The following is an 18748-nucleotide window of genomic DNA, read 5'->3' as shown; positions in this document are numbered from 1 at the left end:
CATTTTGAATCAAGAGGGCCGGGGTCGCGCCGGCAGGCATGCGAGGGGGTCAGCGGTTCCACGGTCGCTTCGCCATTCGGGCCTCGGTCATGGTCCCAAGTCGGTTACGCTGAGGATGAGATCTGTCTCGGACGTCTGACGCAGCTTACTTCCGGGGCGGCTTTTTGAGTGGAGGTGCCAGGTGACCCTGCAGAATCGAGTGACGCCGTGGGGCGAGATCGTTGCCGATCTTGCGCGCGGTCGGCTGATGGGGAATCGCGGCAGGTTGCACGGGCCGGACAAGCGTCTCGGCAAAGCGCGCTGGCGCGGGAAGGCGTGGATCTCATGTGTTCTCGACTTCAAGGAGCGGCATCGCGAGGTCATGGCCAAGCAGAGCTATACCGAGCTTTTCTTTTCCGATGAGGCCGTGGCGATCGCGGCAGGGCATCGTCCTTGCGCGGAATGCCGCCGCGCTGCCTTTCTTCGCTTCCGCGCCGCAATGGCGCTGGCCTTCCCTGAGCTTGGCCCTGCGCCGCGCGCCGCCGACATGGACATGCTCCTGCATGCGGCACGGACGAGCGACGCGCCACGGGCCCGGGTCCGGCCATTCGATCTGCCGAGGGGCGCTTTCTGCGAAGGACCAGGAGGCGAAGCGCTGTTGATCTGGGACGGTTCGGCGTGGCGCTGGAGCTTTGGCGGTTATACGCCGTTCAGTCTCGATCCAGCCCCCGAGCGCGACGTGCTGACTCCAGCGCCTTTTCTCGCGGCGCTCCGCCACGGATACGGCCTCGATTTACAGCCGGATTTGTCAGGAAAAGTTGACGATTAGCCTTCAGATCACTAGCTTTGGAGCTGTGGAAGGCACGGTGAAAAGATGCCCTGTATCGGTGAGCAGATCGCGGCACTCCCCTTGAAGTTCAAGAAAGATGGCAGTGTCGAAGTCCTGATGGTGACCTCCCGCGACTCCGGTCGCTGGGTTATGCCGAAGGGCTGGGAGATGGACGGCAAAAAGCCCTGGCGTGCAGCAGAGATCGAAGCGCTCGAAGAGGCTGGCGTTCTGGGTCATATCGGCAACGACGCAATCGGGATGTATCGATATGCCAAGGTGATGGACGACGGCAGCATCGTGCCCTGCCACGTGCGGGTCTACCCGATGATCGTCGAACGTCTGAAGCGTCGCTGGAAAGAGCGTGACGAGCGCAAGCGCCGCTGGTTCACACCGAAACAGGCCGCAAAGCGGGTGGCCGAGGCGGATCTTGCCGCGCTGTTGATGTCTCTCTCCACGAAGCCGCGCAAGCAGCCGATCGTGCGGGACTTGCTCAAAGCGTCCTGATCTGGAACGCAACAAGGGCCGCACCGGCGGGATGCGACCCTTGCGCTTCGAAGGCACCAGCTGCCGTGGCCCCTCAGCCTGACAACTGGCTGACTACCTTCGATTCCTGGCCGGAGCCCTACACTCCGGCTGTATTCTGGACGCCCAAACAACGTGCGTTTCCGAGGCAGGTTCCCCTCGTTTCCGCCGGTCCGGCGCGGCATGTCGCGGACGGCGGATTGGCCTGCCTATCATGCCTTCTGGAACAATCGCGCAAGCGGCGCATTAAACTGTGACATACGCATTCACGAAAATTCGAAATGACCGGGGGCCGAATGGCAACCAGATGCGCGAACTGCCCGATCCGGAAGCTGCCGCTGTTCAAGCCGATGAGCGAACGGGAAGTCGCGTTCATGGAGCGGTTCAAGATCGGGGAGATGTCCGTTCAATCGGGCACGCCGCTGTTGTCCGAGGGCTCGACATCGCCGCAACTCTTCACCGCGTTGTCGGGGTTCGGACTGCGCTACAAGCTCTTGCCGAACGGCAAGAAGCAAGTTCTGTCCTTCGTTTTGCCCGGTGATCTCATCGGGTTGCAGGCGGGTGTCATGGGGCAGATGACCCATTCAGTCGAGGCCACGACGCATATGACGCTCTGCGTTTTCAACCGCTCGGAGCTCTGGTCATTGTTCCGAAACCATGCCGAGCGCGCGTTCGATGTGACCTGGATCGCCGCGTCGGAAGAGCGGTTTCTTGGCGAAGCTCTTGCAACTATTGGACAAAAATCCGCAACGGAAAGCGTTGCGTGGGCCTTCGCACGGCTCTACCGCCGTCTCGAGGCGATCAACATGCGAAATGGGATCACCGTGCCGATGCCCTACACTCAGCAGAACCTAGCGGATGCGCTGGGACTGTCTCTGGTGCATACCAACAAGACGCTCGCCCGGCTTCGCGAGCAGCAACTCGCCACCTGGAGCGAAGGACGCCTGTCCATTCCGGATATCGAAGCGCTCGAGGAAATCGGCTTGGTCGAAGAGAAGCCGAGCCTGCGGCCGCTGCTCTGAAAGCGGCTCGCATTGACGTTTCGTGATCGTCCGGAGTGTGGGGTCACAGTCACAGATCCGGCCCGGCTCAACCCTAGGTTAAAAGAATTGGGCAACATTGTGTAGCCACACCTGCAAAGCCGCTGTATACATCCTGCAATAATAGCAAAGGCGCCGAAGAGCGTCGGAGCAGAGGCAAGAGCGGTGATAATTATGCAAGCGATTGATTTCGCTGTACGCACCCCTGCGGGTGACGTGCAGTTCGACGCAGCGACGGTCAATGGTGATCTCTTCGCTATCGAGGCCCAGCCGGGCCACTCGATCTCCCTGAACCTCGAGCCTTCCTCGCTGCGCGGATATACGCGCGAAGGCGGCGATCTTCTCATCACGCTTTCGGACGGGCGAGTGATCCTGATCGAGGATTATTTCGAGGTTGAAGGCGCGCGACTGTTTCTCAGCGCGAATGGCAGGATTTCCGAGGTCGTGCTGACCGATGCGGGCGATGGCGTGTTGCTTGCCACTTACGGGGTCGAGGAAACCTTCGGTAAGTGGAGCCCGCATGACGAGCTGATCTTCCTCGACGATGACGGTCTGACGGCTTCTGATACCGGATACGTGGCGCTGGGCGACGCCGAGGACGGCGAAGTTTCCATGCTGGCGACCGGGCTTCTCGGTACGACGCTTGCCAGTGGAACCGGTGCTGCGGCTGCGGCGGCGGGTGGCGCGGCGCTTATCGGCGCCGGGGTGATCGGCGGCGGCGATGACGGCGGCTCCGGCGGTGGCGGTGACAACGGCCCGACCCGGATCGAACCCGCGATCGACGATGCCGGCACCTCCGCGACGATCTACGGCGATGCCGAGCAGACGATCACTGTCTCCGGTGTGGCCGAGCCCGGCTCCACCATTGAGGTCACGGTCGGCGAGACGACGCTCGAGACCGTTTCCAACGAGGGGGGCACCTGGTCGGTCGCGTTCGAAGGCGACGATTTCCCCGCGGATGGCAACTACACGGTCACGGCGGTCGTGACCGAAGCGGATGGCACGGTCACCGATCTGACTGGCGCGACCTACGATATCGATGTGACCCCACCCGAGGTGGACATCCAGAACGGCACCAGCAGTCCGATCAACGCCGAAGTGCATGAGGGCGGTGTCACTTTGTCCGGCAATGTCGAAGAAGGCTCGACCGTTGTCGTGACGATCAACGGAACCGACTACGACGCGACCGTTACGGACGGCACCTGGTCGGTGACCTTCGACGAGACGGTCTTCCCGGAAGGTGAGTACAGCCAGGAGGTCACGGTCACAGCGACCGATGCCGCAGGTAACCCCAGTTCGGTGACAGGCACGGTCGTGATCGACACGGTCACCTCTGTCACGGCCGACACGGACTCTGTGGGCGGCGATGGCACGGTCAATGGCAGCGAAGCGGCAGGTGGCGTGACCCTGACCGGCACGGCAGAGCCGGGCTCGAGCGTCGATGTGACGCTCGGCGGGGTTACTCTCCCCGCAACGGTGGACGATGATGGTAACTGGACCGTCACGTACCCCGCGTCCGACCTGCCGCAGGGCGAGACGGTGCTGGATGTGACGGCAGTCTCGATCGATCAGGCGGGCAACACGGCCACGGCAACCGGCAGCGTCGCCGTCGACACTCTGGTCTCCAACTTCGCATTCACCTCGCAGGCGGGCGGCGCGGATTCGACGATCAACGCCGAAGAGGCCTCGCAGGGCCTGACCGTGACAGGAACGACCGAGCCCGGCGCGACCGTGACCGTCACATTCGCAGGCGTCACGCGCGCAGCGAACGTGGCCGCAGATGGAAGCTGGTCGGTCGACTATGCCGCCGGCGAAATTCCGTCCGGCACCGGTGCTTACCAGATCAGCGCCAGCTCGACCGATCGCGCCGGCAATACCGACACCATTACCCAGGACGTGAGGGTCGACACCGATGCCGGCTCGCTGACCATCAGTGCAGCGCCGGTGGAGGGAGACGACGTTGTCAACGCGGCAGAAGCCTCCGATGGCGTGACCCTGACCGGCACGTCCGAGCCGGGGCAGAGCGTGACCGTCACGATGGCTGGCGTGTCCATGAACGTCATCACCGGACCCAACGGGGTCTGGACTGCGAACTACGCTCCCGGCCAGATCGCGGCCGGAACCTATACTGCCGAGATCACCGCGACGATCACCGACAGTGCTGGCAACACCCTGACGCGCACCGACAGCGTCCGCGTCGACACCGAAGTGCAGAACTTCGGCGTCTCCGCCGCTCCGGTCGAGGGCGACGGCGTCATCAATGCGGCCGAGATGGCGGATGGCGTGGTGCTTAGCGGAACGACCGAACCGGGCAGCACCGTCACCGTGACCATTGGCGGTGTCACGCGCACCGCGAACGTGGATGGCAACGGTAATTGGTCCGCAAATTTCGGGCCCGGCACAGTCGCATCTGGCACTTATGGCGCATCGGCCACGATCGTCGCGACCGATATGGCAGGAAATACCAGCGAAACGAGCACGCAATTCCAGGTGGATACCGAGGTCGAGACGCTCGGCTTCTCGCCGTCGCCAGTGGCGGGCGATGACGTGGTCAACGCCGCCGAAGCGGCCCAGGGCCTCACGCTGACGGGCCAGGTCGAGCCGGGCTCGACGGTCCTTGTCACACTCAACGGCGTCACCCATGCCGCAAGCGTCGATGCCGGCGGCAACTGGAACGTCGATTTCGCGGCGGCAGAGCTGCCGTCAGGCGAGCTCTCGCAAGATGTGACCATCGCGGCCACTGACGCGGCGGGCAACACGCGCAGCGAGACACGCGCGCTGGCCTTCGACACCGAGGCCTCCGATGCGCCGGAGGTCACGGACTACACCCGTAATCACTCCGGTCTCACGGGCGTGTCGCTCGAGAGCACGGATGATGCGGTCTATATAGGGCATCTCGATGGCACAGGCGGCGTCGAAGACGTCGGCTATGACGCCTTCGATGTCCCGAACCGGGGCGAGACCTCGTATTTCTTCACCGAAACGGTCCCGGACGGCTCGCACCTCGTGGTCACGGCGACGGACGCGGCAGGGAATACTGCGGGCACCTTCCACGTGGTCGACGATCCTGCGACAAACCAGGTCGGCATGACCGATGCGCTGGCGGGCCAACTCGGCGCGTTCGAGATCGAGACGATCGACCTGCAATTTGCCGAGGACAGCCAGCTCACCCTGACCGAGGCGCAGATCACCGCGCTCGCGCAAGGGACCGACGAGCTGACGATCACCGGCGGCGTCGACGACACCGTGACGATCACCGGCGCGCAGGCGGCGGGACAGGTCACCGAAAACGGCGAGACCTTCAACGTCTATTCGTTGGGCGATGCGGTCGTGAAGATCGAGGACGACATCACCAACGTCGTCATCTGACGCCAACCATCGGCGAAGAAAGAGGTCGGACGTGAAGCGACGGACAGGGCAGCGCGCGGCAGTCTTGCTGGTGGCGACAGCCACGCTGGCGGGCTGTGCGGGTCTGCCGGTTCCCGAGGTCGCAACACGCTTTGCCGCATCGCCGGGGCCCGAAGCCCCGGCCACGACACCCGCCGCGCCAGGGATCGTGGAGGCGCTCTCGGCGCGGTCCGGCGGCTTTGTTCCAGGCTCGAGCTACGACCGTATCGCGGCGGCCGCGCTCTCTTCGGGCGCGCAGGTGGAAGCGGCGGAACTCGAAGCCGCCCGCCTGCGGCAGACGGCGGCCGGGCGGAACTGGCTGCCGACGATCGGGCCGACCGTGTCCCTGACCTCGCTCGGGGATCTCGCCGCCGATCTCGTCGTGAACCAGGTACTCTTCGATAATGGCCGAAAGCGCGCCGAGCGCGATCTTGCCCGCGCCGAGGTGGATGCCGCCGCGGTGCGCCTCGTCGAAAGCGCGGATCAGCGGGTGGCCCGGGCGATCGGGCTGTACCTCGATGCCGAGGAAGGCCGTCAGGCCGCCGCTCATTTCGAGCGCGCGCACAAGGACATGGCCCATTTCGAGTGGATCATGTCCGAGCGGGTGGCAGGGGGCGTCTCCAATCCCTCCGATCTCACCGTCTTGCGGCAGAAACTCGCCCGGATCGCCGCCGACCGGGACCGCGCCCGAGACAGCGCCATTGAGGCAAAAGCCCAGTTCGAACGCCTTGCGCCCGATGCGGCACCGGACGGGATCGGCGCATTGAGTGGCGCGACCGCATCGGCGCCGCCCGTTGCGGTGCTCGCGGCACGAGCCAAAAAGGCTCGCGTCGCAGCGGAGGCAGAGATCGCGCGGTCGGGCTTCCTGCCCGGTCTTTCGGCAGAACTCAGCGCGCGCAGCGGGCAGGGCGGTCTTTCGGCTGCGATCCCGAACGGGCTCGGGCTTGGCACGGGCGCGTCGTTGAAAGCCGGCAAGGCCGATATCACCGCCGCCGAAGAGCGTATCATCGCCGCGCAGGAGGATCATGGTCTCGAAGTCGCGCGGCTGACGAGCGAGATCGAAGCGACCCGCCGTCAGCTCAGTGAAGCCGAGGGGCTGGCGCAGCAGGCCAAGGGCAATCTCGATCTTTTCCAGCGCCAATATGAAGGCGGGCAACGCCGGGTGATGGAGGTCGTCGGTGTCTACGAGACGTGGTCCGATGCGATGTCCCAGGCGATCACGCTGAAATACGCGCTGGCGCGGGCCGAGCTGCGGCTCGCCGCACTTCAAGGAGGTCTCGCCGCCGGGGATCGTGTGTGACGGCCGCGCCGGTCATAGCCCTGACGCGTGCCAAGACGGTGGCGGCCGAGACGACAGGAGCGACACGCGAGCGGGTGACGCGCGGATCGGGCCGTGCAGAGACGCGCGCCGGCCTGATCCGCCTTTACGCGCGTCAGCGCGGCGTGGAGGCCGCCGAGGCGGACATCGTCGAGGCGCTTCGCGAGGCTGATGGTGGCGCGGACTTCTACGGCCCCGACACGCTTGCCGCCGGGATGCGCGCCGCCGGTCTCTCGCCCGCGCAGGTCACGGGCGATCTGACTGAGCGGTCAGAGCCCGCGATCGCGCTGATGACTTCCGGTCAGGCCGTGCTCGTTCTCAAGGTCACGCCCGACACCGTCACGCTTTACGAGGCAGAGGCTCGCGATCACCGGGTCGAGATCCACGTCGCTGAATTCGAGCCGCATTTCGCGGGCGTCATGCTCACGGGCGCGGTGCCGCTTGCCAAGCTCGCAGAGACGCTTGGAGCTGCGCCGCGTCCCGGCCATTGGTTCTGGTCGGAGTTCGCGCGGTTCAAGCGTCCCTTAGCCGAGGTCGCCGTCGGCTCCTTCGTTGCGAACATGCTGGCGGTCGCGGTCGCGCTCTTCTCGCTGCAGGTCTATGACCGGGTGATCCCGCATCAATCCGAGGCAACGCTCTGGGTGCTCGCCGCCGGGGCCGGGCTCGCGCTGATGCTCGAAGGCGGCCTGAAGGCCGCGCGGGCTCAGCTTCTCGACGGGGCGGGGCGGCAGATCGAGCTTGGCGTTCAATCGACCCTTATGAGCCGCCTCTTGGGGCTCCGCTCCGAGATCGCGGCGAAAAGCCCCTCGCAGCTCTTCTCGGCCATGCGCGAATTCGGATCGGTGCGCGAGTTCTTCACCGCCTCCACCGTTGGCGCGCTGGCGGACATTCCGTTCATCCTGCTGTTCCTCGCGCTCGTTGCATCCATCGCCGGGCAGGTCGTCTGGGTCCTGGTCGCGGGCGGCATCCTGATGGTGGTGCCGGGCGTGTTTCTGCAGCGGCGGATGATGCGCCTGACCGAAGAGATGCAGGGCGCGGGCGTGCGCCAGTCTCGGCTCTTGCAAGAGGTCGTGCGCGACCTCGACACGATCAAGGGCGCGCGGGCCGAGACCCGGTTTGCCCGCGCCTGGGAAGAGCTTGTCGCGCTGCAATCCCTGAAAAGCTCCGAGCAGCGTCGTCTCGCCGCGAACCTTACCGTTTGGGCGCAAGCAATCCAGCAAGGCACCTACGTGATCGCTGTGATCGCGGGCACCTACCTTGTTTTCGCAGGCGAGTTCACCGTGGGCGCAATCATCGCGACGGGCATACTGACGTCGCGGACGCTGGCCCCGCTGACGCAGCTGTCGGGCATCCTTGCGCGCTGGTCGAACGTGAAGACGGCGCTGACGATGCTGGACGGTATCGCCGAAGCCGAGCAGGACCGCCGCCCTGCCCGCCGTTACCTGCGCCGCCCGCGCCTCGCAGGGCGCTATGACCTCAAGGGCGTGAGTTATCGATACGGGGAGGCCGCGCCCGCGCTGGATCTCTCGGGCTTTACCGTCAATGCGGGTCAAACCCTCGCGGTTCTGGGCGCGAATGGTTCGGGCAAGTCGACCTTCCTGCGCGTTCTGTCGGGTCTCTATGCGCCCGCCGAAGGACGGTTGATGCTCGACGGGGTGGAGATGGCCCAGATCGATCCGGCCGACCTGAGACGGGGCATCGGGTATCTTGGCCAGGATGTGCGGCTCTTCGAGGGAAGCTTGCGCGACAACCTTTCGCTCGACCGGATGGAGGCGGATGACGCGCGGCTTTACGCGGCGCTCGATTTTGCGGGGCTGGGGCAATTCGTGAAGGCCCATCCCTCCGGGCTCGACCTGCCCATCGGCGATGGCGGCAGCGGGCTTTCGGTGGGGCAACGGCAAAGCGTCGGGTGGGCTCGGCTCTGGCTTCAGGATCCCGATATCTGCCTGCTCGACGAGCCAACCGCCGCGCTCGACCAGACGCTGGAAGCGACGCTGATCTCGCGGCTGGGCGAATGGCTCTCGGGCCGGACCGCGATCATCGCGACGCACCGCGTGCCGATCCTGTCTCTGGCGCAGCGCGTCACGATCCTCGCGCATGGCCGGGTCGCGGTGGATGGCCCGCGCGCGGAGGTGATGGCCCACCTCACCCGCACCGCTAAAGGAGAGGGTTGATGGCGCTTGCCTCGACCGATTTGCGCGGTGAGCTCGGGACGCGTCTGCGCGGTCCGTCGCTGACGATCTGGCTGTCGGCGGCGGCGGTGCTGATCTTCCTGATCTGGGCCTCGCTCGCCTGGATCGACGAGATCGTGCGGGCCGAGGGGGAGCTCGCCTCCTCCTCGCGGCCCCAGATCATCCAGAACCTCGAAGGCGGCATCCTGTCCGAGCTTCTGGTGAAGGAGGGCGATGCGGTTGCCCGCGGCGACGTGCTCGCGCGGCTGCACGCCGCTGAGTACGAAGCCTCCGTTGCCGACCTTGCCGAACAGATCACCGCCCTCGAGATGCGGCGTCTGCGACTCGAAGCGGAGATCGACGGCGCAAGCGACCTGGCCTTGCCCGAAAGACTGGTCGCGGCGAGCCCGGACATGGCCGAGGCCGAGCGTCAGCTTCTGTCCGCGCGACAAACTGATTATCTGGGCCGAACCGATGGCGCGCGCCGCGTTCTCGACGAAGCCGCGGCGGAGCGAAAGCTCATGGAAGACCTCTATGCCAAGGGTGTCGTCGCGCTGATCGAGGTGACGCGCGCTCGCAAGGCCCATGCGGATGCCCGTATCCGCTACGAGGAGATCGTCACGCAAACCGAGCTTGCGCGCGCCGAGGCGCATTCCGAGACGCTGCGCGAGCTTGCGACCTTGCGCCAGGGCTTTGCCGCCGCGCGCGACCAACTCGACCGGACCGAACTGACGAGCCCGATGGACGGTGTGGTGAACAAGCTGTCGATCACGACCATCGGCGGGGTCGTCCGCCCCGGCGAGGAGATCCTGCAGATCATCCCGCGGGAAGAGGCGCTTTTCGTCGAGGCCCGTGTCGCGCCCGAGAATATCGCGAATATTCGGCCCGGTCAGGCCGCGACGATCAAGCTGTCGGCGTATGATTACACGATCTGGGGCGCGCTCCAGGGCGAGGTGCGGGTCGTCTCTGCCGATACGTTCCGCGACGAGCGCGACCCGAAAGCAGAGCCGCACTACAAGGTGACCGTCGCCATTGATCGCTCGGCCTTGTCCGAGCGTCAGGAGCGGATCGCGCTACGGCCCGGTATGCTGGCTCAGGTGGAATTGATGACCGGCGCAAAAACCGTGCTCACCTACCTTTTGAAGCCCTTGTACAAGACGAAAGATGCGCTGCGCGAACCGTAGCGGCGAATTTTTCCCACCGACTTGTCCACAACCCGATCTTGTAGCTTTCGCGGATAACGACCTTGCGTAACCATATTGGGCTGCGCTTATTTAGGGTTCAAACGCAACGGAGCACTACATCTTGAGTGTCAGACACATCTGACACTGAATCATGTCAGATGTGTAAAACTCCGCGAACTGCCGTAAGGGCAACGTCTGGATAGCGACTGCGATTTATGCACAAACGCGATTGTTTCGATTCAAAAACGCAATATCGCTATTGCGTTTTCCCATCGTCAGTGTCCAGCCAGATCGTCATCGGGCCGTCATTCACGAGGTGCACGGCCATATCGGCACCGAACCGGCCGGTTGCTGTTGGCACGCCTTCGCCCTGCAATGTCGCCGCGAACCGCTCGTAAAGCCGTTGTCCCTCGTCTGGCGGGGCGGCTTGGGAAAAGCCGGGGCGATTGCCGCGTTTCGTGTCCGCCGACAAGGTGAACTGACTGACCACGAGCGCAGCGCCCTCGACATCCGAAATCGCGCGGTTGGTCTTCCCGTTCTCATCCTGGAAGAGACGCAACTTCGTAACCTTGCGGGCGAGCGTATCGGCGATCTCGTCCGTGTCGCCTTTCATCCCGCAGACCAGGATAAGAAGGCCCGCGCCAATCTCCCCGATCACCGCGCCGTCGATCTCGACTCGAGCTTCCGTTGCCCGCTGAAGCAGAGCTCTCACAGCTCGCTCTCCCAGGGCGGGTTGGCACCGGCGCGGCTGACCGTGATCGCGGCGGCCTTCGTTCCAAGCGCCACGGCCGGTGTCAGCAGTTCAAGCGATGCGTCGCGCAATGCCGCGCGGGTCAGAAGTCCATCTTTATGGAGCCCCGCCAAGAAGCCTGCATTGAACGTATCGCCCGCGCCGACCGTGTCGACGACCTGCGCGGGTTCGGCGGCGATGCGGCGCGTGCCTTCGGGTGTGATCGCATCGACGCCGTCCGCGCCGCGCGTGATGAGAACGACAGCCACGCCCATCGCGAAGAGTGCCTCGGGATCGGTGCCGAGCCAGTCCATGTCTTCGTCGGAAAGCTTCACGATGTCCGCACCTGCCAGCATCGCATCGAGGCGCGCGCGATACCGGGCCTCGTCCTGGACGAAACCGGCCCGGATATTCGGGTCGAGCATCACCAGCTTGTCGCCCGCGGCGCGTGCCGCGAGGGCGGCATAGGTCTCCGCGCCAGGCTCTGCGATGAGGCTGATACCGCCGAAGAGAAGCGCATCGATGTCGGAGGACAGCTCCGGAAGATGGGATGTGTCCAGCATCCGTCCCGCAGTGTTCTCGTCGTAGAATGCGTATTTCGCCTGACCGTCGGTCAATGTCACGAAAGCCAGCGTCGTCGGCCGGTCCGAGCGCGCAAGCTGCCCGGTCTCAACGCGGCTGTTCTCCAACTCGCGCACGAGGATCTCGCCGAAAAGGTCTGTCGAGAGGCCTGTGAACAGAGCGACCGGCGCGCCAAGCCGGCCAAGCGCGATGGCGCTGTTGAAGATCGCCCCGCCAGCGAAAGGGGCGAAGGCCGGGGAGCCGTCCTGCGCCTCACGCGGCAACATGTCGATCAGCGCTTCTCCGCAACACAGGATCATCGGGCGTAGCCTCCTCGCACTCAGCCGTAGACGGCCGCGACATATCCGAAGGCGGCGGCCACGACCAGACCGGCGATGACCGCAAGCGCGATCTTCCAGGCCGAGTAGGGCCGTTCCCCCTGGACCCGGCCTGTCTGTCCGTTCACGACAAACCGATAGGTCTTGCCCCGGAACTTGTAGGCCGCCATCCAGACCGGCAGCAGGATGTGCTTGAACGTCACCGCGCTGACCTCGGTCTCGACATTGTGGACGCGCTGACGATCACCGCCGATGTCGAATTTGACGTCCCGGTGGATCTGCCGGTCCATGACCGCGCGTGCCTCGCCGAAGCCCTGATCGAGATCGACAGTGTAGGCCTCCGCCCGAAATCCCGCGATGAATTCCGGCCTGTACGGCTCGAGCGCCGACAGATCCCACGGCGGAAGCGCCTCGGTGTAGCTTTTCGGCAAGGACGTGGAAGCCAGAACCAGCACATCGTCGAAGAACCGTGCGACCCGGCCCGATGCGGGCCGCCAGCGCACCTTCTGCACGCGCTGGGTCGTCATCTTGCCGTCGCGCATGACGCGGCGGGTTTCGTAATAGACCGTTCCGCGCTCGCCCCGGTAGCGCGACTTGGTGTCCGCGTCGAAGGTCCAGTAGGGCACGTAGATGCCCTGCATCCGCCGTCCCTTGCGGGCATATTCCTGCACGCCGTTCGGTGCGAACCAGAGCCGCCCGAGCCAGGCGATCATCGCATCGCGCGCCGCATCCTCGGAGAGCTGGAAGGGCAGCAGGGCGCGCGGCTTGATATGCCGGTTCTCGCCGGTGCCCTTGACCACGGGCGTCGCGCAGAACGGGCATTCGGCGGAATGCGCCTCGGGGTCGAACTCCACCTCCGCTCCGCAATTGGGGCAGGAGGAGACTCGCGTAACCTCCATGTCCTGGATCGGAAGGAGGTTGCGGAGCGCCTGGTCGAAGTCGATCTCGCTGATGCCGCCCGCCCACGGACCGCCATCCTCGATCGGCTCCGCATTGCCGCAATGGCCGCAAACAAGCTGCCCCGCAGCCGGATCGAAACGCAGGTCCGAGCCGCATTGGTCGCAGGGAAAGCGATGATCCTCGATGGTCACGGCAGTCAGTCCTCGGCAGAGCGTGGCCGCACCTTCGCCAAGGCAGTCTCGCGATGCAATGTCAAAGGCAGCGTGATCTGGCGTTTAAGGCGCCGGGGGCGGCGGCGGCATGACGGTGAAGAGCTGCGCGAGCTCGGTCACGTCCTCCGCGCGCATCCAGCCGTCCTGACCCGCGGTCCAGACATAGGTCTGGCGCGTGAGGCTTCCCTCGCTCGCCATCCGGCCGAGCCGCGCACGGCTGAACGGGCCTTGCGTTTCGCCGTTCTCGGCGATGTGCCAGACCTTTTCGGCAGGAGGCGGCGGGGGCGCCGCGGGGCCCCCACCTTGCACCGGAGCGGGGGCGGTGCCCCAGGGGCCACGCCGACCTGAAACGGCTTCGGCCATCTGCATACCGAGGCCCGCGCCCATTCCCACTCCCATCGCGCCGCCCGCGCTGCCGCCTTCTGCCAGCGCTTCTGCGGCGCGCCATTTCATGTGCTCGTCGAGATTGCCCGCGATACCCCGCGAGGTGCGCGCATCGAGCGCCTTCTCGACCGCGGGCGGCAGCGAGATGTTCTCGATGTAAAGCTCGGGCATGACGAGCCCGTAAGTCGCGAGCGTCTTCGACACCTCGGCGGCAACGAGCTTGCCGAGATCGGCAGTGTTGGCCGCCATGTCGAGCACGGGAATGCCCGAGGACGCAAGCGTGCGGCTGACTTCCTGCACGATGATGTTGCGGATCTGGTAAGAGATCTCGTCACGCGTGAACTCGCCATCCGTGCCGACGATCTCGGTCAGGAAGAGGCCCGGATCGGTGACCTTGATCGCGTAGGTGCCGAAGGCGCGCAGACGCACCGGTCCGAACTCCGGATCGCGCAGCATCACCGGGTTCTTCGTGCCCCATTTTAGATCGGTGAAGCGGTTGGTGGAGACGAAATAGATCTCGGATTTGAAGGGGGAGCGGAAGCCGTGATCCCAATGCTGGAGAGACGTCATGATCGGCATGTTGTTCGTCTCGAGCATGTAGAGCCCAGGCGTGAAGACATCCGCCAACTGGCCCTCATGCACGAAAACGGCCGATTGGCCCTCGCGCACGGTCAGCTTCGCCCCATACTTGATCTCGTGCCCCTCGCGCTCGAAGCGGGTGACCATCGTATCGCGCGTATCGTCGGTCCAGTGAATGACGTCGATGAATTGTCCGGCGAGGAAATCGAAGATGGGCATGGGTTACTCCAAGGCGGTCATAGGCATCAATTTGCTCCGGCGCTCGCGATCCGGTCGCCTGCAAGCTCGGTGGCGAGGCGGCGGATGATCGGGCGGGCGATGTCGGGGGACATGCCGGGTTCTAAGGCCGGATCGTAAAGGATCTTGAGCAACATCTCGTCATGCCGCGTCAGGAGCGCGAATTCATCATCGTCGTTGAAGATCGACGGGCGCGCATACGGGCTGTCATTGGCAAGTCCAAGGCCCTGGGCAACCTCTTCGTGGATGCAGGATTTCATCAGCAGGTTCGGATGCTCGGCCCGGATGATGGCGATGGCCTTGCCATAGGCATATCCGCCCGGCTCGTCCGAGAATGCGACGACGAGGCAGTGGATCGCGCGCGGCAGATTGTTGACGACCGAAAGCGACGCCGGGTCGATGTCTGGCACCAGTGCCTTGACCCGGGGCGCAATGGCGGCGCGGTCATCTTCGGACATGAAGAGAACATGGAAATTGGCGCGGTTTTCGTTCATCGAAATCGGGTGGTCGGTCACACGGGCGAGGCGCGTGACGTAGCGCGACAGCTCGGCCTCGTTGCGTGCGCGCTGTTCTTCCGGCACCGACGCGCCGAACTCCGCATCGACGCGGATCGGCTGACGCCACTTCTTGATCGGACCAAGCTCTCCTCCGGAGCTTTGAAGACCCGCGCCGCGGCGATACTCCTCGGCCAGCGCGATCTGCTCGAAATTGCGGGCGAGCTGGGTGTCGGTCACGGGCGTGTCGACGCCGCCGCCATCCGTCCTCAGAAGGCCCTGACCCACGAGGTCCATTTCGATGCGCGCGTAGTAGCTTGCAAGCTCCAGGCTCCGTGCAGAGGGTTCTGCCGGCGGGGCGGGAGCGGGTTCCGGCGCGGGCCGGTCGGGCCGGGCCTGCGGCGGCGTGCCGGGCGGAGTGGGCTGCGCGTCGTTCATCGCGCAGCCCGAAAGCGCGAGCGCGGCGCCCGCAATCCAGCCCAGATATCCCGCCCCGCGCCGCACCTGTTCAGCCAGCCGGAACCGAGGTCGCGGCGGTCTCGCCGGTGCCGGTCTTGTGCGCCTTGGCCGAGGCCAGAGTGTCGCGCAACTCGGCTTCCATCTTCTTGAGATCCTCTTCGGCAGCGGCACGCTTGGCCTTGCCCTCGTCAGCGATCTGCAGGCTTTCCTGAATCGTTCCGATCAGGTCTGCATTGGCCTTCTTAACCGCCTCGATGTCGAAGACGCCGCGCTCCATCTCCTCGCGGATCATCTTGTTGGACTCGCGGAGGTTCTGCGCGTTCGAGGTCAGCAGCTCGTTCGTGAGATCATTGGCTTCGCGTACGGCCGCCGCTGCCTCTGTGGAGCGCTGAATCGTCACCGCCTGGGCAAGCTGTGTCTCCCAGAGGGGGACCGTGTTCACGAGCGTCGAGTTGATCTTGGTCACAAGGCTCTTGTCGTTTTCCTGCACCAGCCGGATCGAGGGCAGGGACTGCATCGTTACCTGGCGCGTCAGTTTCAGATCGTGGACCCGGCGCTCGAGATCGTCGCGCGCGGCGCGCAGATCGCGCAGCTCCTGCGCCTTCATCACCTGATCGTCCTCGGGCGCGGCGTTTACCTCGGCTTCCTTGGCGGGGATGTCGGTGCTGTCGAGTTCGGCGAGCTTGGCTTCGCCAGCAGCGATATAGAGCGCGAGCTCATCGTAGAATTGCAGCGTCTTGTCGTAGAGCAGATCGAGCGACTTGATGTCCTTCAGAAGCGTGTGCTCGTGCTTGAGAAGGTCGTCGGTGATCCGGTCGATCTGGCCCTGCACCTCTTCGTACCGCGCGGTGAACTTTGCGAAGGGCGCGGCGCGGCCCAGAAGCTTTTCCCACCAGGCCCGCTTGCGGCGCACGTCGAGTTCGGAGACCGAAAAGCCGCGGATCGTGGTGACGATGCCGCGCAGGCTGTCGCCCGCGGGGCCCACATCCTTGTTGCGGACGCCCTGGAGCATCGACTGACTTATTTCCTGCAGCTCGCCCTGCGCGGCGGAGCCGAAGGAGACGATGGAATTCGTGTCGCTCAAATCGATCTCGTCCATGCGGGCACGGATCTCTTCGGCAACGGGGGCGTCGGCCTTGTCGAGCGCGACAAGGTCATCCGCATTTCTGGGCATCGGCAAAGTCGCCTCGCTCACTTCCTGCACTTCGGCTTCGGTCTCTATCGCCTTGTTACGCACCTGTTCGGACATGTCATTAATCCCTCTTTGAAATTTAATCCGCCTGGCGATCGAGCATCACACCTTCCCGGCTGAGCCGGTCTCTCAGCACGTCGATCTCTATTTGCAGATCGCTGTTGGCATCGATCAGGAGTGTTTCGGTCTTCTTGCCGAACGAACTCTCCAGGTCGTCCAAAAGTGCCAGAAAATCGGACTTCGCCCTGGCATCGCGGCTGCGCGAGTAGATGTCGGCGAAGCGCATCGCCGCATCGCGCGCGCCCATGAGGTAGACGCCGAGATACTTGCGCGCTGCGGTCAGATCGCGCGGATCGTCCTCAACGGTGCGGATCAGCTTCCGAGCGGTGGTCTGGAAGCCCTCCACGCGCGCCTCTACCCCGCGGTCACCCGCTCGGCGGGCAGCTTCGGCCATCGCGGCGAGATATTCCTCCGCTTCGTCGACGACGCGGGCGACGCGGTCCTGCTGGAAGGCGTCCACATGTTCGAGCCCCTTGGCCCGCATCGGATCGCCGCCAAACGCTGCGATATGCAGACCGCCGCCCGCGATCGCAAAGAGCGCCCCTTCGATCAGCCCGCCGCCATGCGTCAGGGCAGCAAGACCCGTTCCGATGGCCGCAAGCATTGCCGCGAGGTATTTGCGCGGCAGCGCCGGGCGGCGTGCGATCTTGCGGGCGTGATACTCGGCCTCGGCCTTCAGGCCTTCGCGCAGCACGACTGCGCCTGCCGCCCAGATGCCCGCCCCTGCCAGGCCCGTCACAAGTCCGGTCGCGCCCGCGCCGAGCGAGGCGAAGGCCAGCGCCACCGGCGGCAGGAACATCATGTTGGCCCGTGCGCCGACCGGATTGACCCGCGCGGCCTCGTAGGCGGGCGGGGCGCCCTTGCCGCCGTCCGGCCTGCCCTCAGGGCTGTAACGTCCGCCAAAGCGTTCGGCCATTCGATCAAAGCCCCCCGAGCCAGCCGAAGGCGACGCCGACCTGAAGGATCAGCAAAACGACGAATGCGGTTTTCTGAAAGCCAGAGCTTGCCATGCGCGCCCCCTTTGCCTTGGACACGCACCAGAACTTAGAGATTCGACATGACACTTACTAGACGGAATGCCGCAACTTGTTCAGGCAGCGCGGTTTTGCTCCATCCGGTCGAGCAGCAGATCGGCGTCCAGAGCGTATGCATCCGATTGCCGCTCGGCTCGCCATTTGCGTGCACGAGTCTCGAAACCGTCCGAGAGCGCGGCGATTCGCGTCATGTAGCGGTGAGCGGCGCCTGGTGCATCTGTCTTCCAGCCTGTCTCGAGCGCATCGACTTCGCCTTCGGCAAGATCGATGAATTTCTCGAGGGGTTTCTTGAGGGCAAAAAACTCCTGCGGGCGAAGGGCATGGACGCGGATCATACGCAGGATCGCGCTGCGGATCGCTTCCGTCCGAAGGGCAAGATCGTGCTCTCCGAGGGCCGCGACCCTGCCGACAAGCGCGGTCATGCGCGTATCCGCCATTTCGAGCGTCGCTTGCGCCGCGCGCTCGGCCAGGTAATCGGGATTGTCGAAGCCCTTGTCCCGCCACGGATCGAGACCGAAGGCTGCGAGGCTGAGAAGGAAGGCGATCGTCCCGATGAGTGCGGGCGGCGTCCAGGTCGAGAATTGATGCGCGGCGAGCAGAAGCGCGATCACCCCGATCAGCGCCTCGCCGATCAGCTTGCGCGGCACGCGTGGCCGTCGCGCGACGGAAGCGGCTTTATACTTGGCTTCCTGCCGCCGCCCCCTGGCGATGAGCCGAGCGGCGAGCGCCAGAAGCCCGACATAAACGACGGCCGCGATCGCGGCTCGCGTCGAGCCCAGAAATAGCCAGAAGAGTAGCGGGCAGGCGGCGAGGATGAGGACCATCGCCTCCCCCTGTCCCTTGGAGCTGGCCGAGTGCGACGAGAAACGGTCGGAGATATCGCTCATCGCAGCACCTGGATGACGAAAAGGCCGAAAAGCAGAAGGTAAAGCGCCGTCAGCGCCACGCGACGCATCCAGTGCCCGTCAGATTGACGGGCGAGCATCGCGCGCAAGGTTTGCGCCGTGTCCGAGGCAACCATCGGGGCGTTGCGTAGCACGACGTAACAAGACAGGGCGAAAATCGCGATGGCGAGGACGGTGATCAACATACCCTCGGGTTTCCTGCCGAAAGCAGGCGAAAACGCGGCGCGGGGCGG

At 64.9% G+C, this 18748-nt stretch carries 16 protein-coding genes; 7 read left to right on the top strand and 9 right to left on the bottom strand.

The features are described from left to right. Positions 1 to 181: 181 nt before the first annotated feature. From FIU91_RS16415 to FIU91_RS16385, 7 genes are all read left to right on the top strand, one after another. Positions 182 to 808, top strand: coding sequence for a hypothetical protein (locus tag FIU91_RS16415; protein WP_152463288.1), 627 nt, complete (start codon positions 182 to 184; stop codon positions 806 to 808). 45 nt (positions 809 to 853) lie between these two features. Beyond that, positions 854 to 1312, top strand: coding sequence for an NUDIX hydrolase (locus FIU91_RS16410; RefSeq protein WP_093008825.1), 459 nt, complete (start codon positions 854 to 856; stop codon positions 1310 to 1312). 314 nt (positions 1313 to 1626) lie between these two features. Then, the gene (locus tag FIU91_RS16405) at positions 1627 to 2352 is read left to right on the top strand and encodes a Crp/Fnr family transcriptional regulator (protein ID WP_152463287.1); all 726 of its coding nucleotides are present in this window, start codon (positions 1627 to 1629) and stop codon (positions 2350 to 2352) included. Between the two features lie 192 nt (positions 2353 to 2544). Continuing rightward, positions 2545 to 5739, top strand: coding sequence for an Ig-like domain-containing protein (locus FIU91_RS16400; RefSeq protein WP_152463286.1), 3195 nt, complete (start codon positions 2545 to 2547; stop codon positions 5737 to 5739). 31 nt (positions 5740 to 5770) lie between these two features. Then, positions 5771 to 7057 (top strand): TolC family protein, encoded by a 1287-nt coding sequence (locus FIU91_RS16395; RefSeq protein ID WP_152463285.1) that lies wholly within the window; start codon positions 5771 to 5773, stop codon positions 7055 to 7057. Continuing rightward, positions 7054 to 9249: an ATP-binding cassette domain-containing protein gene (locus FIU91_RS16390; RefSeq protein ID WP_254701990.1), complete on the top strand. Its 2196-nt coding sequence runs from the start codon at positions 7054 to 7056 to the stop codon at positions 9247 to 9249. Before FIU91_RS16395 ends, FIU91_RS16390 begins: the two co-directional genes overlap by 4 nt. Beyond that, on the top strand, positions 9249 to 10430 hold the full coding sequence (locus FIU91_RS16385; RefSeq protein ID WP_152463284.1) for an HlyD family efflux transporter periplasmic adaptor subunit: 1182 nt from the start codon (positions 9249 to 9251) through the stop codon (positions 10428 to 10430). The genes FIU91_RS16390 and FIU91_RS16385 overlap by 1 nt, the downstream gene beginning before the upstream one ends. Positions 10431 to 10686: 256 nt before the next feature. Here the strand turns inward: FIU91_RS16385 and dtd are convergent, their stop codons facing one another. The 9 genes from dtd to FIU91_RS16340 form a co-directional block, all read right to left on the bottom strand. Further along, positions 10687 to 11142: a D-aminoacyl-tRNA deacylase gene (gene dtd, locus FIU91_RS16380; RefSeq protein WP_152463283.1), complete on the bottom strand. Its 456-nt coding sequence runs from the start codon at positions 11140 to 11142 to the stop codon at positions 10687 to 10689. Further along, positions 11139 to 12041 carry a carbohydrate kinase gene (locus FIU91_RS16375; RefSeq protein WP_152463282.1) on the bottom strand — a complete coding sequence of 301 codons (903 nt, stop codon included), beginning with the start codon at positions 12039 to 12041 and terminating at the stop codon, positions 11139 to 11141. Before FIU91_RS16375 ends, dtd begins: the two co-directional genes overlap by 4 nt. Before the next feature lie 20 nt (positions 12042 to 12061). Beyond that, on the bottom strand, positions 12062 to 13150 hold the full coding sequence (locus FIU91_RS16370; protein ID WP_254701989.1) for a TFIIB-type zinc finger domain-containing protein: 1089 nt from the start codon (positions 13148 to 13150) through the stop codon (positions 12062 to 12064). 84 nt (positions 13151 to 13234) lie between these two features. Beyond that, complete coding sequence (locus FIU91_RS16365) at positions 13235 to 14353, bottom strand: SPFH domain-containing protein (RefSeq protein ID WP_152463281.1); 1119 nt, start codon at positions 14351 to 14353, stop codon at positions 13235 to 13237. A 26-nt stretch (positions 14354 to 14379) separates the two neighbouring features. Then, on the bottom strand, positions 14380 to 15369 hold the full coding sequence (locus FIU91_RS16360; protein ID WP_371418196.1) for a DUF2927 domain-containing protein: 990 nt from the start codon (positions 15367 to 15369) through the stop codon (positions 14380 to 14382). A gap of 4 nt (positions 15370 to 15373) precedes the next feature. Continuing rightward, positions 15374 to 16573 carry a toxic anion resistance protein gene (locus tag FIU91_RS16355; protein ID WP_152463280.1) on the bottom strand — a complete coding sequence of 400 codons (1200 nt, stop codon included), beginning with the start codon at positions 16571 to 16573 and terminating at the stop codon, positions 15374 to 15376. Between the two features lie 22 nt (positions 16574 to 16595). Then, complete coding sequence (locus tag FIU91_RS16350) at positions 16596 to 17492, bottom strand: 5-bromo-4-chloroindolyl phosphate hydrolysis family protein (protein WP_152463279.1); 897 nt, start codon at positions 17490 to 17492, stop codon at positions 16596 to 16598. 174 nt (positions 17493 to 17666) lie between these two features. Beyond that, positions 17667 to 18497 carry a hypothetical protein gene (locus FIU91_RS16345; protein WP_152463278.1) on the bottom strand — a complete coding sequence of 277 codons (831 nt, stop codon included), beginning with the start codon at positions 18495 to 18497 and terminating at the stop codon, positions 17667 to 17669. After that, positions 18494 to 18700: a hypothetical protein gene (locus FIU91_RS16340; protein WP_093008813.1), complete on the bottom strand. Its 207-nt coding sequence runs from the start codon at positions 18698 to 18700 to the stop codon at positions 18494 to 18496. Before FIU91_RS16340 ends, FIU91_RS16345 begins: the two co-directional genes overlap by 4 nt. Positions 18701 to 18748: the final 48 nt, after the last annotated feature.

The sequence above is a fragment of the Roseivivax sp. THAF30 genome (assembly GCF_009363575.1).
GTDB classification, from domain to species: Bacteria; Pseudomonadota; Alphaproteobacteria; order Rhodobacterales; family Rhodobacteraceae; genus Roseivivax; species Roseivivax halotolerans.
Note: the sequence above shows the minus strand (reverse complement) of the source record. Positions and strands in the feature narration are given on the sequence as shown.

Bases quoted from the DNA above. Each gene is read 5' to 3' on its own strand.
- FIU91_RS16350 (WP_152463279.1), bottom strand. From the start codon at position 17,492: ATGGCCGAACGCTTTGGCGGACGTTACAGCCCTGAGGGCAGGCCGGAC.
- FIU91_RS16400 (WP_152463286.1), top strand. From the start codon at position 2,545: ATGCAAGCGATTGATTTCGCTGTACGCACCCCTGCGGGTGACGTGCAG.
- FIU91_RS16345 (WP_152463278.1), bottom strand. From the start codon at position 18,497: ATGAGCGATATCTCCGACCGTTTCTCGTCGCACTCGGCCAGCTCCAAG.
- FIU91_RS16385 (WP_152463284.1), top strand. From the start codon at position 9,249: ATGGCGCTTGCCTCGACCGATTTGCGCGGTGAGCTCGGGACGCGTCTG.
- FIU91_RS16410 (WP_093008825.1), top strand. From the start codon at position 854: ATGCCCTGTATCGGTGAGCAGATCGCGGCACTCCCCTTGAAGTTCAAG.
- FIU91_RS16355 (WP_152463280.1), bottom strand. From the start codon at position 16,573: ATGTCCGAACAGGTGCGTAACAAGGCGATAGAGACCGAAGCCGAAGTG.
- FIU91_RS16365 (WP_152463281.1), bottom strand. From the start codon at position 14,353: ATGCCCATCTTCGATTTCCTCGCCGGACAATTCATCGACGTCATTCAC.
- FIU91_RS16375 (WP_152463282.1), bottom strand. From the start codon at position 12,041: ATGATCCTGTGTTGCGGAGAAGCGCTGATCGACATGTTGCCGCGTGAG.
- FIU91_RS16405 (WP_152463287.1), top strand. From the start codon at position 1,627: ATGGCAACCAGATGCGCGAACTGCCCGATCCGGAAGCTGCCGCTGTTC.
- FIU91_RS16340 (WP_093008813.1), bottom strand. From the start codon at position 18,700: ATGTTGATCACCGTCCTCGCCATCGCGATTTTCGCCCTGTCTTGTTAC.